Origin of the sequence: Virgibacillus subterraneus (assembly GCF_900110695.1) — a bacterium.
GTDB lineage: Bacteria > Bacillota > Bacilli > Bacillales > Amphibacillaceae > Lentibacillus > Lentibacillus subterraneus.
In genome coordinates this window covers 53,107-67,712 of the sequence record NZ_FOEH01000002.1, presented here as the reverse complement: position 1 = coordinate 67,712, position 14,606 = coordinate 53,107, and the positions used below count along the sequence as shown (strand labels likewise).

The window sequence follows — 14,606 nt, the reverse complement described above, 5'->3', positions numbered from 1 at the left end:
GAGACTTTTATCCTATTATAGCATTTATTGGATGTGTAGACATGAAACTTCGACAATTTTCAACTCAAAAGGGTATGACTTTAGTTGAGCTATTAGCTTCAATTAGTTTATTTGCAGTTCTTATCGCCCTTTCTTCCACTGTTATTATTCAAATGATTAATAGTGAAGATAATACAAGTAGACAAATCTCTTTAAATCAGGAAACTAATGTTTTAGTTAGTGAATTACGAAACGAATATACTGAAAAAAGTGATGAAGTTGAAGATGCAGAAAAATTTAATATTTGCTATCAGAAAATTGATGGATTAGATGTAAAACAAGTCATTACTTTTTTAGATGATAAACAACAAACGAAACAAGTAAATAACGATTGCATAATAGGAATAACAAAGCAAGAAGTTCTACCGATAGAAATAACAACAGCAAATGAGGCTGATCAGACCCTTACAATTAAAACATCTTGGAGAAATAATGACGAATATGTAATAGAGCTAAAAAATGAAGAAGATGAAAAATACGAGTTCACTGAAGATGGAAAGTTTGCTAACTGTGATTATAATCAAAACACTCGGTTTAAAAATGCTGATGATTATAAGAAAGTAATGTTCATAGATGATTGTAAAGTTAATGGCAGTGCATGGATAGCTGGGGATATTGAAGTGAAAAATAAAACAAAATTAGTGGTAGAGAAGAACCTTTACATTAGTGATAACGTTAGAATAGTTGGGAAAGGTGGAAACGATAAAGCAGGACATCTTTGTGTTAAAGGAGAAATACACTTTCCAGATGGCAAATCAGAAAGTGACTATGATATAGATTTTAAATGCAATTAGACTAAGACTAATAGGGTTAAAAGAAAAATTTTAAGATGTTATACTCTTGAAAACAAAAAAACGTGAGCATTAGCAGCAAATGCTCACGTTTTTTAACATTACAGATTTATTGAATCTCCTATCTTCATTGCTAATCCTTTACCTGTCTTCACTTTAGCAGCAAATGAATCTGGGTCCTGTTCTATTACCGGGAACGTATTATAATGAACCGGTACAACCGTCTTTGCATTAATCCAATCAGCTGCTATTAATGCATCTTCAGGTCCCATTGTAAAATTATCTCCAATTGGAACGAAGGCAATTTCAATATCATTCATGTCTCCAATCAGCTTCAGGTCACTAAATAACCCAGTATCGCCTACATGGTAGATTGTTTTTCCGTTGATGGTAAGTAAAATACCACCTGGCATTCCAGTATAAATAATTGTTCCATCCTCTTCTGTATAGGATGATCCGTGAAAGGCTTGAGTGAATTTCACTTTTCCAAAGTCAAATACATGGGCGCCACCGATATGCATTGGGTGTGTGTTCAAACCTTTAGAACCGAGGTATCCAGCCAGTTCATTTGGTGCGACAACTAATGCATCATTTCGCTTAGCAATTTCAAACGTGTCACCAACGTGATCATTGTGCCCATGTGTCAACAGAATAATATCTGCTTCAACGGTTGATGGTTCTAAGTCACATGCTTCATTCCCCGAAATAAATGGGTCAATTAAAATAGTATGGTCCTCTGTTTCAACTCGGACAACGGAATGTCCATGATATGATAATTTCACTATTATCGCTCCTTTTACATTTAGTCTACACCCTATACATTCGATAGAGCTTTTCATATTCCTTTACCCGATTAATAATTTTTCCATGCATTCTCATATAGTTGAATTAATTTTGGATCAATTAACGTATTAATTTCCAAGTCAAATGTTTCCCCATCTTCTTCAACTATCCGACTGTCTTCGTCTTTACCAAATTTAGCCAAACTTGTCAGCATATCAGTTGTCAGAAATCTCGTAGATTTATTAATCGTAATCGTATCAAGCTTAATTGGTTCTCTGCTTGCCATTACAAATCCCCAGTTTCCAAAACTTGGGATATCAGCATGAAGATTTTCAATATCCATTCCAGTTGATTCTACAGTTTTGGAAATAGTCCAATATACTTTTGTTGCAAAGACAGGGCTTGTACCCTGAATCATTGCTGCACCACCCGGGAGCAAATGATTGCGAATAAGTGAATAGAATTCTTTTGTGTAAAGCTTATTCAGACTTTCGTTATTGGGATCCGGCAGGTCGACTATAATAGCGTCATACCATTCTTTATTGTTCTCTAAGAATTTAAAAGCATCATCATGAATAACATTCACTTTTTCATTGCGTAATGAGCCATCATTTAATCGAAGAATTTGCCGGTTTGAATTAGCAAGCTTAGTCACTGCCGGATCAAGATCGACGAGTGTAACATCCTCAACACTTTCATATTTGAGCACTTCTTTTGCGGCTATTCCATCTCCTCCACCTAAAATTAATACTTTTTCAGGATTTTTTGAATATTCCATAGTAGGATGAACCAGAACTTCATGATACCGATATTCATCAGTTGAACTAAATTGTAATGAACCATCCAAATATAAACGTGTATCCCCCTGATCCTGTGTGAGTATTATTTTTTGATAGCTGCTTTCTTCCATGTATATTATGGGATCCTTGTATAGTTTTTGTTCAAAACTAAACGCCATCGCTTCTCCAAAAAACAACCCGATAACAAGCAACAAACCGATTAACACTCCGATAACAGCATGTACAGCAAAACGTCGTATCTCTTTACGGAATAACCATAATACAATTAAAGCTACTGCCAAATTGATACAACCAACTAAAAATGCTGATTTAACCATGCCAAATTGAGGACGGAGCAAAAATACAAATAACAGACCACCAACAAGACCACCGGCATAGTCTGAAAATAATACTCTCGCAGTACTTTTATTTAGCGTAACACCTATCTCATTAGCCTTCCGTATAAGTATTGGTAATTCAACACCCGTTAATGCACCAACTAACAATGTAATAAAGTATAAGTAAAAAGCATCCGTACCCGCAGGAGCAAATGCTGTAATACCAAACATCGTAAAACTGGAGAATCCTCCGATAATTGCTACACCGAACTCGATATAGACAAAAGATATGATTAGGTTTTTCGTTACTCTTTCACTAATACTGGCACCTATTCCCATACCCGTTAAGAATAAGGATATAGTCAATGTATATTGTTTAACACCATCACCCAATATGTATGACCCTAACGCACCAAACAATACCTCAAAAATTATGCCACAAATGGATACAATTCCAGATGCCCAGTAAATAAAGTTGCTTTGCCGAATGGATTTTTCGTTCATTTAACCACCCCAAAATATAAAGCGACCTAGCTTCATGCTGGTCGCTTTAGTAAATTCTATGTAATGGATGCACCAATTACAAATCCTAGCCCTATTGAAACAGCCATGGAGATAATACCGACTGCGCGGTTATCTTTTAACAGCTGATCCTCAACTGAAAATTTACGGGTTAATAGTTCAAATAAAACATATGCAACCATTTGAAGTACCACACCGTACGCACCCCAAATTATTGTTTCGTAAATAACATCACTATTATAAATCGCAAATGCTAGTATGATACCAATACCCATAATTTTTCCAGCAATGGACAATGCTATCGCCTGGTTACCTTCTTTAACCTGATCCATATCCTTATATTTTCTTGTTATATTTGCAAATAGAACTAAGCCAATCAATATAATTGCAATAGAGATTGCAAAATAGACAAACGTTGCTATAAATGGTCCCATTCTAACACACTCCTTTTATTTTCCTGAACCTGGTCCACCACCACGAAAAATTGAACCTCCACGGTTTGGTGTACCATTTGGGTAGTATCCTTTACCAGTATATCCCCCATAACAATTTCCTGATCTACACCCCCAATTATTTGAACCAAAGGTGTTGTTTAAAAGACTCATAGCAAAAAATGTACTTAAAAAACTTGGTGAATAATTTTGTCTAACGAATTCATCGCTTGCAACTTCAAGAAGCAGTACATCTTTATCATCTTCACTTTCCTTTAATGTTACAAATGAATCATCATATATCAATATTTGCTGATTATCTTTAACTTCACTCTCATTTTTAGGTTTCTTGGCTGAGGTCAAGACAGATGATAACTCTGTTAAATCAAATTGATTAGTTGCATATATCTCTGCTTTATTTGATTCATTTGATATGACATCCATTAATGGAAAATTAGCCTCAATTAAATCATCTATTTCATTATCTTTATTCGAATTCAATTCATTAACTATAGATTCCTTATCAGGCTCTTGTGGAACATCATCTTTCGTGATAATAACTTCTTCTTGCATTCCTCTATCTGAAAACGGCCCTAGTTGTGCACACGATGTCATAATAAGCATGATTAGTATTAGGCCTGTAAATATGAGCCACTTTTTCAACAAGTATTCACCCCCTTTCTTAGAAAACTTAGCTTATCGCCAAGTCTTAATGGCGAAAGCTTAGTTGCACTTATGCAGTAAGGAAGTAGTTATACTTTCTTAACTGCTCACAAATCTTTGGGACAGCTCTTATTGTTATTAAACTTGGCTTTTCGCCAAGTTTAATGGCGAAGGCTTTAGTTGTACGTCTGCAGTAAGAAAGGATTTGTACTTTCTTACTGCTAAAATGAGTCTGTCCCATTTTCCCACTCTTATTTATTCTTTATTCATTTTCTTTTTAAGCGCTGCAAGTTCGTCATCAACGTTAGATTTATCTTCTAATTCTTCAAATTCATCATCCAATGTACGGCTTTCCTGAGATAGATCCTCACTCGTTTCAGCCTCCGCTTCAAACTGCATGACCTTCTCTTCCATTCTTTCAAATCCTTGTTTGGATTCATCATTGCCAATTGAAGACATTGTCCGATTCATCTTGGTTCTCGTTTTGGCTGACTCTGCACGGGCTTTAAGTGAATCTTTCTTCAATTTCATTTCTTGATATTCTTTTTTCATTTCATCTAATTTATCACGTAATGCATCAGAATCTCTTTTTGCACGTTCCCATGATTCATTAAGCATTGTTGCCTGACCTTCATGGTCACTTTTATCCTGAAGCGCACGACGAGCCAGGTCTTCATTACCTGATTCTATTGCTTGCTCTGCTTGTTTTTGGCGCTTATCGACCATTGCCTGAGCATCATCTGCTTTACGTTTCAGCATTTTCTCGTTAGCAATTTGTTTAGAAACGGATGTTTCGACTTCTCGAATATCTTCAGCCATATCCCGCATAAACTGTTCCAGCATTTTCACCGGATCTTCAGCTTTGTCAAGCATTGCATTCATTTCCGAACCAACCACAGTTGTTACACGTTTAAAAAATTTAAACATATTTATCCTCCTCTATTTTGTTCCAGCTAAGATTTTTAATTCATATGATTCAATCGGATAACCATAACTAGCTTCAATTTCTGTTCCCCAAGATTCAAAGCTTAAGAAATGGGATCCATCATCTGCACTATAATCAGCGTAATTTGTTTCGGTATCTTTAAGGTTAGAACTTCTCCCTTCACCTTGTACGCTTGCAGTTCCTTTTTCCTCAAGATAATACGTTTTATTATCGTAGGTTAATTCCTTAGGATATGGTTTAGAAATTGGATATTGTATTTTTTTGTAGATACCCAACTCTAATTCATCGTCCATTTCCGCTGAAAGCCAAAGAGTATCTCTTCCTTCCAATAATTGATAGCCATACCATTCATAGCTTCCATCACGATAAGTGATTTTTCCCACTACTTCATAGTCCCTTAAGTCGTATGTCACAATATCACCGACTGCAATGGACAATGTTGTTCGCTCTTCAGGTGCAGAACGTTGTTTTTCCTTTTTTGAAAAAAGCTTTGAAAATAGACCCATAGCTTCACCTCACATACCAACTAAAGTGGTTATTCTTTATGTTATACGATTCGATTTTAAAATAGTTTCATCAAAAAACCTTAATTTATATTGTAACACGTTTTAACTGTATTTACTTTTGTTATAATATAAGTATTAACTAAAATGAGGTGCTTATATGACGAACAGATTAGACACATTATTAAATGAACTAAAAAAGAATAACCTTGACAGTATGCTTGTCACATCTAAGGCAAACTTTTACTACTTAAGCAACTATTATACAGAACCACATGAACGTGTTATTGCTGTCTATGTCAGTCAATATCATGATCCCTTATTAATGGTACCCTCAATGGAAGTAGAAGATGCAAAAAATGCTGGCTGGAGTTACGAAATAATCGGATATCAGGATCATGAAAATCCCTGGAGCCTATTTCATGATTTTCTAAAACGAAATAATAGTATTCCACATTCAATTAGTCTTGAGCATAATCAGCTTACTTTGGATCGTTACCATCAAATAATGGAAGTTCTTCCTGAAGCAGTTGTTTCAGATGGACAGGAAATATTAGCAAACTTGAGAGTTATTAAAAGCAAGAAAGAATATTCACTTTTAAAACAAGCGGCTTCCCTGGCTGACTTTGGAATAGAGACAGGAGTGAAAGCAATTAACGAAGGAGCTGGTGAGCTCGAAGTTATTGCAAAGATAGAATTTGAGTTAAAGAAACAGGGAATTCAGCATATGTCGTTTTCAACAATGGCCTTATCAGGCGCTAAAACAGCGTCACCACATGGAACACCCTCCATGAAGAAAATTGAAAAAGGAGATATGGTTCTATTTGATCTTGGTGTTATTTTTGAAGGCTATTGTTCTGACACAACACGAACAGTTGCATATAAATCAATTACACCAGAGCAAGAAAAAATCTATAACACGGTGTTAGAAGCTGAAAGAAAGTCAATCGAAGCATCCAAAATTGGGACATCTGTTGGGGAAATTGATTTAGTCGCACGAAATCACATTGAACAAGCTGGATATGGCACGTATTTCACACACAGAATCGGTCATGGTTTAGGAATTGAAACACATGAATATCCCTCCATGCATAGTAAAAATCAGCTGCCATTAAAAGAAGGAATGTGTTATACAGTCGAACCAGGAATTTATGTTCCAAATACAGGCGGCGTTCGAATAGAGGACATGATATTCATGACCCAAAAAGGACCTGAAACGTTAACGAAATATCCAAAAGAATTACAGATTATCGGCTAATATAAGAAGGTGCCCCTTGTTTTAACTATTGGGCACCCTCTTTTCATTTTATTTGTTCAATAACGTATGAACGTCATCATAGTGCAGGTCATGAGATTCAGCTACAGCTTGATATGTCACATACCCCTCTAATGTATTAATTCCCTTTAATAATGCTTCGTTATCTAAGCAAGCTTTTTGATAACCTTTTTTTGCTAATTGAAGTGCATATGGAACAGTAACATTTGTTAACCCAATTGTCGATGTACGAGGTACTGCTCCGGGCATATTCGCAACAGAATAGTGCAATACGCCGTGCTTTGTGTATGTTGGGTTATCATGCGTTGTGATACGGTCACTTGTTTCAAAAATTCCACCTTGATCAATTGCAACGTCAACAATAACTGAGCCTTCTGACATAGCCTGTACCATGCCATCTGTAATTAATTTTGGCGCTTTTGCACCAGGAATTAATACAGCACCAATAACCAGGTCAGACTCTGCGATTGCCTCACTGATATTTAATGGATTGGACATCATCGTATTTATAGATGATCCGAAAATGTCATCCAACTGGCGTAAACGTTCTGGGCTTAAATCAATAATAGTAACGTCAGCTCCTAAGCCCATCGCAATTTTTGCTGCATTTGTTCCAACTACTCCACCGCCAATCACCGTTACTTTACCACGTTTAACACCAGGAATACCAGCTAGCAGTATGCCTTTACCACCTTTTGATTTCTCTAAGAATTGTGCACCAATTTGCGAAGCCATTCGACCAGCTACTTCACTCATCGGTGTTAGAAGTGGCAATGAGTTATTTTCCAATTGTACTGTTTCATATGCAATTCCAACAACCTTATTATCAATTAATGCTTTTGTTAATTCTGGTTCGGCTGCTAAATGTAAATAAGTAAACAAGATCAAACCTTTATAAAAATAGTCATATTCCTCAGCTAGGGGTTCTTTCACCTTCATGACCATTTCCTGTGCCCAAGCTTCTTTAGCCGTGGGAACAATAATCGCTCCAGCTTCAGCATATTGATCATCGGTAAAACCAGAACCTAATCCTGCCTCTGTTTCTACATAAACCACATGTCCAGCTTTCTCCAGCGTCAACACTCCAGCTGGCGTCATTGCTACACGGTTCTCGTTATTTTTCAGTTCTCTAGGTACTCCTATTTTCAATGATAAACCCTCCTTTATTAAACTGCTTTAATATGTATTAATATAGTAATTGCAAACACTTTAATTGTAACAAATACTATATAAAAAAGCACTACAACTTTAACGGTATCGATGAATTACATCAAGCCCTCCAGTAACATCGAAAATAGCCCCTGTAATCATGTCTGAATTTTCATCACATAAATACATGATTGTACGTGCAATATCCTCACCTGTTCCTGACCTGCCAACAGGGGTTGCGTCATCGGGCACCTGCCTGCTCTCTGCAATACTTGCTTCTTTCATATCACCAACTATATTGCCTGGGCAGACCATGTTCGAGGTGATTTGATATTCTGCTTCTTCAAACGCAACTGTTTTAGTCAAAGATACTAACCCACTTTTAGCTGCTGAGAAAGCAGAGCGATACGGCCAGCCTGATGCGCTGTTAGCCCCTTGAAAGCCATAATTAATTATTCTGCCAAAGCGTTGTTCTCGCATATATGGGACGGTTAATTTTAATAAATTAAAAACGGCATCAAGATTTCCTTTTATCATCTTATTCCATTCATCATCAGTATAATCAAGTAATTTTTTACGCTCAAAAATAAAAGGACCAGCATTGTTAATAAGGTAATCAATACCACCATAGCGTGTTACAGCTTTTTCTACAAGACTTTCAATATTCTTTTTACTGGTTACGTCAGCTTGCTCAATATGTAATAAATGATTATATTGTACCAGTTCCTGTCTAACTTCTTGTGCTTTCTCATAACCGCTGTGATATGTTGTCGTAACGTAATGACCCATTTTCAAAAATTCTTCGATCACTTTTCTTCCTAATCCTGATGTACCTGCTGTGATTAGTGCATGTCCCATCATTTGTTCCTCCTTGAACTACTTATCATGATTGGAATTATATCATAATATACTAATGGAAAGAACTAAAGTAATCCATCCCTTTTAAGGGATGGATTGAAAACAGCACTAATTTTTTTGATTATTGTACTTGTGAATTCCTCGGTTGTTGGAGAGTTTTTCCTTGTCTTCAATAACCCCGCTTTGGTAGCTTTCGATTAGTTGATTTTTCACAGTTGAGACACCTTTTTTATCTTCAAAGAATTTTTCTTTACTTGACAATTAAATCACCTCCATCTTTAGTATGTTCACTTTGGTGACACATTACTGGAGATTTTTATTTCCAACTGTTTTAAAAAGAGTTATAGTAGGTAGTAGAGAGGGTATATACCTAATAAGAAGAAGGGGAGAGATTCTTATGGATTTCGAATACAAAAATATTGTAGTTGCTGTTGATGGTTCTGAGGCTTCCGAAAAGGCATTTAAAAAATCATTGGATATAGCAAAGCGAAATGATGCGCGGCTTATTCTGGCACATGTTGTTGATTCAAGAACCTTTGCTACAGCTGAGGCTTATGACAGAACATTAGCTGAACGAGCAGAAGAATATGCAAGAGAGCTGCTAGATAGTTATGTAAAGAACGCTAAAAATGCAGGCATAACAAATTTAGTCAGATGTGTTGAATACGGATCTCCAAAAGTAAAAATCGCTAAAGATATCGCTATTGATTTTAATGCTGATTTAATAATTTGTGGCGCTACAGGTATGAGTGCCGTTGAACGCTTCCTTATTGGCAGTGTCTCGGAAAGTATTACGAGATATGCCAACTGTGATGTGCTTGTTATACGATAAATAACGCCCCCAATTCATTTGAGAGCTTTATTATCTTTATCTGTAATATCTTTTTTAATCTCATGTGCTATATGTGACAATTCAGGGAGAATTAGTCTTTCCATTGCAAGTTTCACTGCACCTGATGATCCTGGCGTAGCAAAGATGGCTGTATTCTTGCTCACTCCCGCAATCGCTCTTGATAATATAGCCGAAGACCCAATATCTTCCTGGAAACTTAACATTCGAAAAAGTTCCCCAAAGCCTGTTATTTCCTTTTCAAACATAGGCTGAATGGTTTCAATTGTCACATCACGATAAGCAATACCAGTCCCACCATTCATTAATATAATATCGACATTAGGATTTTCAAGGCCGGAACTAGTAATTTCTTTAATAGCTGTACTTTCATCTTGAATAATTTCTTTTATTTCGATATGGTGTCCGGCCTCTTCCAACAGAGTGACCATCAGTTTACCACTTTTGTCGGTCCTCTCTGTTCTTGTATCACTTATCGTTAATACCATACATTTAACAAATAGTTTATTTTGTTTGTGTTCATGAACAGACACTCAAATTCCCTCCTATTGAGAAAGACGAACAGTATCTCGGGCTATCATAACTTCCTCGTTAGTAGGAATTACGATAACTTTCACCGGAGAATGAGGATAGTTTATAAATGCTTCCTTACCACGAATCTTATTTAAGGCAGGATCCCAATATACACCCATAAACTCTAATCCTGTTAAAACCTTTTCACGAATAGTGTCACTATTTTCTCCCACCCCAGCCGTGAATATAATAGCGTCTACCCCTGACATTCTAGCCGCATACGAGCCCAAATACTTATGTATACGAGCCGCAAATACTTCCAAAGCAAGTTCTGCACGATCATTTTCGTTTGCCTGTAGTTCAATATCTCGTAAATCGCTGGAAAACCCTGATAACGCCAACATTCCACTCTTATTATTTAGAATATTAATCACATCAAATGCAGATTTCCCTGTTTTTTCCATAATATATGGGATTAGAGCAGGATCAATATTACCGGACCTCGTACCCATTGTTACGCCAGCTAATGGTGTGAAGCCCATTGATGTATCAATTGACCTGCCTTTATCAATAGCAGCAATACTTGCACCATTACCTAAATGGCATGATATCAATCGTAATTGTTCAACTGGCATACCTAACATTTCAGCAGCTCGCTGTGAGACATATTTATGGGAAGTTCCATGAAAACCATATTTTCGAATCCCGTATTTTTCATAATACTCATACGGTAAGCTATATAAATAAGATTTTTCAGGCATTGATTGGTGAAATGCTGTATCAAATACTGCGACCATTGGAACATCAGGCAGTATTTTCTGAAATGCACGAATTCCAGTTAAATTTGCCGGGTTATGCAACGGCGCTAATTCAGATACCTCATCAATAATACGTGTTACTTCTTCAGTAATAAGTACCGAATCACTAAACTTCTCCCCACCATGCACTACACGATGACCAACCGCATTTATTTCCTGAAGTGATTTGATAACACCCGAACTTTTTAATTCTTCCATTAAGTGTTTGACGGCAACTTGATGATTTGGAATATCTGCTGGCATTTTATCTTTACTGCCGTCTATTTCCATTGTAAATACAGAGTCAGCCAAGCCAATCCGTTCAACCAGACCTTTTGCTAATACCTTTTCTTCTGGCATCCGTATTAACTGGAACTTCAAAGATGAACTGCCAGCATTTATAGCTAAAATGTTCTGCATTGTGTATTCAACTCCCTATTATAGCTAATTTTTTATATTTGCCGAAAACCATGTATTCATTTGCCCTAATATATCATTCATCGCTGTTGTATCTTTAAATGAAGGAAGCTTAACTAACAATGGCTGTTTTGGAGCTGTGGTACCTTTACCTTTCTTCTGTAGAATAAGTATACTCTTTATATTCTTCTCTGACTTAAACATACTTTCCGGAAGCCTCAAAACCCCTATAATATGCGCGTATTCCTGAATATAGGCATGCAGTTTATCCGATTGATCGCTGTCAAATAGGAAGTCGGGGATTACAAAAATGGAATAACCGCCCTCTTTCGTATAATTCATGCTTTGTTCAATAAATAAATGATGGGAATATGAATGACCTTCATCCGCTTTTAGCTCAAAGTCATTGGCACGTACATCATCTGGATAATAGCCGACAGGTAAATCAGCCACAATTAAGTCAACTGGGTCCATCAGGAATGGTGTTAAACTATCCTGATGAAAAAACTCAACTTCTTTCTTTTGTAAATTTGCATTCAATACTGCAAGTTTAATTAACGTAGGATCAACTTCACTAGCAAAAGTTTCTTCCGTGTTTTCTAAATGCCCTAATACAGTTGTTAAAAGATTACCTGTTCCGCTAGCAGGATCAAATACACGTAACTTTTCTTTTCCGTTTGTTACCTTTTCTGCTAAATAACCTACAAATAGCGCTACTGTTTCTGGTGTCATTAAATGCTGCTGCTGAGTTGTCCCCTTCATGCCTTTTAAAATTGCCAATTGTACAGCTTTACGTACTTCTTCTGTTTGATATTCAGGTATATCAATATCCTTTATTATCGTTTGCAGCTTATGTTTTAAAACATCATCTGTTTCCTCGGAAACATACTCGTGGAAAAACACTTCCAATGTCATGGCTAGGCTATCCAAATATGTTTCGTTTACATGCTGTTGTACCGTTTCAGTAGCATTATCTATCTTTTCAAATAAAACTTCGACATTCATTTTTTCCATATTCAATAAGTCCTCCGTTCGATCCATCTATCTAAAGCATTTCTAGTGTAACAAATGATCTATGTATATGTACAAAAATCTCCCCTGTTATCGAGTAACAGGAGAGTGTAAATTCAATATTATTTTGCTTTTTTAGCTTCTTCCAACGCTTTATCATAATCGGGATGATTCGTTACCTCGCTTACATATTCTGCATATGTAACTGTGTTAGTTGAATCAACCACGAAAATCGATCTTGATAATAACCGTAATTCCTTGATTAATACACCATAATTTTCACCAAAGTTTGCGTCGCGATGGTCGGATAACATTTCAAGTTCATTAACTTTATTCACTTCACGCCAGCGAGCCTGAGCAAACGGCAGGTCCATACTAATTGTTAATACTTGCACGTTACCTATATCTTCTGCTTCCTTATTAAACCTCTGTGTCTGTTCAGAACATACTCCAGTATCAATAGAAGGTACGACACTAATTAATTTCACTTTATCTTTATAATCATCCAACTTAACTTCTTTAAGATCATTGGACAACACAGTAAAATTTGGTGCTTGATCACCTACTAAAATTTCATTGCCTAAAAGTGTGACAGGATCCTGATTAAATGTAACGTTAGCCATATGAATCATTCCTCCTAAGAATTTTATCCTTACACACTCCATTATGAATTTTTTGCCATTTAATGTCCACTATTTTAATCGAGCAGAACCTTTATATATCATATCTTGTTTGATCTTCTGATTGCTGCTGATCCTGTTGCCGCTGACCATCTTGCTGATTTGAATTCTGCTTGTCTGACTGTTGCTGATCTCGTCCAGATTTTTGTTTATTTTTAGGGGACTGAGCTGACTCTTTTAAAATTTGCTGGATTTTCTCAACTGCCTTTGGAGCAAAATCAAGCATCTTCTCATAAATATGCGTGTTCTCATCCAAGTGAACCATCTTAATCCCTTTTGGACTAACAATTAAAAATGCAACTGGTGTAATGGATACACCTCCGCCACTACCTCCTCCAAATGGTAATGAGCCTCCACTACTTGAATCACTTTTACTTTGTCCTGATCCACCTGTACTGAATTCACTTCCACCTGCAGCAAAACCAAATCCTACTTTTGAGACCGGTATAATTACACTGCCGTCAGGGGATTCAACGGGGTCTCCTATAATCGTATTTACCTCTATCATATCTTTTAAATTTTCCATAGCCGTTGTCATTAAACCTTGAATGGGATGTTCCTCCATGATAATTCCTCCTTTAGTCAGCTTAAATAATCGCTTCTTTTTTTGCTGGATATTTACGTATCACTTTAAGAATTCCGTATATAGCTTGCCCTATCCTTATTGATACAATGCAATCGAATTTTGATTCTATATATTTTTGATTAAATAGCGGAACAACAGTAATAACTGGATCACATTTTAGATTACTCTTTGCATAGATCAACCCTAATATTAATCCTTTGGTCCCCCAAATTCCCCCAGACACCATACCGGCCGCACTTGCTTCTCCTGTTCCAAAATGAGTATTCCAAGATAGCTTGTGAAAATTAATTCGGTTAAGTAAGACAGTAACCACATCATTTAAATCCTTCATCTTTTGAAGCAAATTATTACTATAACTATGTAATAATTTTAGTATTTCTCGTATTGATTTTTCCTCATAGGATTCCTCAGAAGATAGGTCGATTAATTTATTCATTAATCTTATTCGATAAAAATAAACAGCTATTAAAGCAGTTTGTTTTTCCTGATTTAGTATCACCGTACTAATAACCTTTATTTTTGAGAATAAAGTTAAAATAATGACTAACATAAAAGCAATCAACAGCATCATCATAAATACCTCACCCCATATCATTTATTTTGCTACAAATTCACTGTTTTACTCATACACTTTCAATGTGTTAGGAAAATTGAAATATAAATGATATTCTTGA

At 36.1% G+C, this 14,606-nt stretch carries 18 protein-coding genes; 3 read left to right on the top strand and 15 right to left on the bottom strand.

Annotated features, from left to right (window positions below):
- Nucleotides 1-41 precede the first annotated feature (41 nt).
- Nucleotides 42-833, top strand: a complete 792-nt coding sequence (locus BMY13_RS06755) for a PulJ/GspJ family protein (protein ID WP_092492319.1) — start codon at nucleotides 42-44, stop codon at nucleotides 831-833.
- A gap of 98 nt (nucleotides 834-931) precedes the next feature.
- On the opposite strand, the gene BMY13_RS06750 is transcribed toward BMY13_RS06755, so the two are convergent.
- From BMY13_RS06750 to BMY13_RS06725, 6 genes are all read right to left on the bottom strand, one after another.
- A complete protein-coding gene (locus BMY13_RS06750; RefSeq protein ID WP_092492318.1) occupies nucleotides 932-1,612 on the bottom strand; it encodes a metal-dependent hydrolase in 681 nt (226 codons plus the stop codon).
- Between the two features lie 71 nt (nucleotides 1,613-1,683).
- Nucleotides 1,684-3,234, bottom strand: coding sequence for a polyamine aminopropyltransferase (locus tag BMY13_RS06745; RefSeq protein WP_092503528.1), 1,551 nt, complete (start codon nucleotides 3,232-3,234; stop codon nucleotides 1,684-1,686).
- Nucleotides 3,235-3,290: 56 nt separating this feature from the next.
- Complete coding sequence (locus BMY13_RS06740) at nucleotides 3,291-3,686, bottom strand: DUF350 domain-containing protein (protein WP_092492316.1); 396 nt, start codon at nucleotides 3,684-3,686, stop codon at nucleotides 3,291-3,293.
- 15 nt (nucleotides 3,687-3,701) lie between these two features.
- On the bottom strand, nucleotides 3,702-4,346 hold the full coding sequence (locus tag BMY13_RS06735; RefSeq protein WP_245736056.1) for a DUF4247 domain-containing protein: 645 nt from the start codon (nucleotides 4,344-4,346) through the stop codon (nucleotides 3,702-3,704).
- A gap of 255 nt (nucleotides 4,347-4,601) precedes the next feature.
- A complete protein-coding gene (locus BMY13_RS06730) occupies nucleotides 4,602-5,273 on the bottom strand; it encodes a PspA/IM30 family protein (RefSeq protein WP_092492314.1) in 672 nt (223 codons plus the stop codon).
- Between the two features lie 12 nt (nucleotides 5,274-5,285).
- The gene (locus BMY13_RS06725) at nucleotides 5,286-5,798 is read right to left on the bottom strand and encodes a DUF4178 domain-containing protein (RefSeq protein ID WP_092492313.1); all 513 of its coding nucleotides are present in this window, start codon (nucleotides 5,796-5,798) and stop codon (nucleotides 5,286-5,288) included.
- Nucleotides 5,799-5,955: 157 nt separating this feature from the next.
- Between BMY13_RS06725 and BMY13_RS06720 the strand changes: the two genes are divergently transcribed.
- Complete coding sequence (locus BMY13_RS06720; protein ID WP_092492312.1) at nucleotides 5,956-7,053, top strand: M24 family metallopeptidase; 1,098 nt, start codon at nucleotides 5,956-5,958, stop codon at nucleotides 7,051-7,053.
- A gap of 48 nt (nucleotides 7,054-7,101) precedes the next feature.
- Here BMY13_RS06720 and ald read toward each other — a convergent pair whose 3' ends face one another.
- The 3 genes from ald to BMY13_RS19440 all read right to left on the bottom strand — a co-directional run bounded on the left by ald (nucleotide 7,102) and on the right by BMY13_RS19440 (nucleotide 9,339).
- The gene (ald, locus tag BMY13_RS06715; protein WP_092503526.1) at nucleotides 7,102-8,220 is read right to left on the bottom strand and encodes an alanine dehydrogenase; all 1,119 of its coding nucleotides are present in this window, start codon (nucleotides 8,218-8,220) and stop codon (nucleotides 7,102-7,104) included.
- Between the two features lie 99 nt (nucleotides 8,221-8,319).
- The gene (locus BMY13_RS06710; protein ID WP_092492310.1) at nucleotides 8,320-9,078 is read right to left on the bottom strand and encodes an SDR family oxidoreductase; all 759 of its coding nucleotides are present in this window, start codon (nucleotides 9,076-9,078) and stop codon (nucleotides 8,320-8,322) included.
- 108 nt (nucleotides 9,079-9,186) lie between these two features.
- Entirely contained in the window at nucleotides 9,187-9,339 is a 153-nt protein-coding gene (locus tag BMY13_RS19440; RefSeq protein ID WP_175476737.1) for a hypothetical protein, read from the bottom strand.
- A 136-nt stretch (nucleotides 9,340-9,475) separates the two neighbouring features.
- On the opposite strand from BMY13_RS19440, the gene BMY13_RS06705 reads away from it, so the two are divergent.
- Nucleotides 9,476-9,910, top strand: a complete 435-nt coding sequence (locus BMY13_RS06705) for a universal stress protein (RefSeq protein WP_092492309.1) — start codon at nucleotides 9,476-9,478, stop codon at nucleotides 9,908-9,910.
- Nucleotides 9,911-9,924: 14 nt separating this feature from the next.
- Here the strand turns inward: BMY13_RS06705 and BMY13_RS06700 are convergent, their stop codons facing one another.
- The 6 genes from BMY13_RS06700 to BMY13_RS06675 all read right to left on the bottom strand — a co-directional run bounded on the left by BMY13_RS06700 (nucleotide 9,925) and on the right by BMY13_RS06675 (nucleotide 14,506).
- On the bottom strand, nucleotides 9,925-10,461 hold the full coding sequence (locus BMY13_RS06700) for a MogA/MoaB family molybdenum cofactor biosynthesis protein (RefSeq protein WP_092503524.1): 537 nt from the start codon (nucleotides 10,459-10,461) through the stop codon (nucleotides 9,925-9,927).
- A 12-nt stretch (nucleotides 10,462-10,473) separates the two neighbouring features.
- Nucleotides 10,474-11,658 (bottom strand): acetate kinase, encoded by a 1,185-nt coding sequence (locus tag BMY13_RS06695; RefSeq protein WP_092492307.1) that lies wholly within the window; start codon nucleotides 11,656-11,658, stop codon nucleotides 10,474-10,476.
- 24 nt (nucleotides 11,659-11,682) lie between these two features.
- On the bottom strand, nucleotides 11,683-12,669 hold the full coding sequence (locus BMY13_RS06690; protein ID WP_092503522.1) for a class I SAM-dependent methyltransferase: 987 nt from the start codon (nucleotides 12,667-12,669) through the stop codon (nucleotides 11,683-11,685).
- A gap of 119 nt (nucleotides 12,670-12,788) precedes the next feature.
- Complete coding sequence (tpx, locus tag BMY13_RS06685) at nucleotides 12,789-13,289, bottom strand: thiol peroxidase (protein ID WP_092503520.1); 501 nt, start codon at nucleotides 13,287-13,289, stop codon at nucleotides 12,789-12,791.
- A 91-nt stretch (nucleotides 13,290-13,380) separates the two neighbouring features.
- Nucleotides 13,381-13,911 carry a GerW family sporulation protein gene (gene ytfJ / locus BMY13_RS06680; RefSeq protein ID WP_092492304.1) on the bottom strand — a complete coding sequence of 177 codons (531 nt, stop codon included), beginning with the start codon at nucleotides 13,909-13,911 and terminating at the stop codon, nucleotides 13,381-13,383.
- 22 nt (nucleotides 13,912-13,933) lie between these two features.
- A complete protein-coding gene (locus tag BMY13_RS06675; RefSeq protein ID WP_175476736.1) occupies nucleotides 13,934-14,506 on the bottom strand; it encodes a DUF2953 domain-containing protein in 573 nt (190 codons plus the stop codon).
- Nucleotides 14,507-14,606 lie beyond the last annotated feature (100 nt).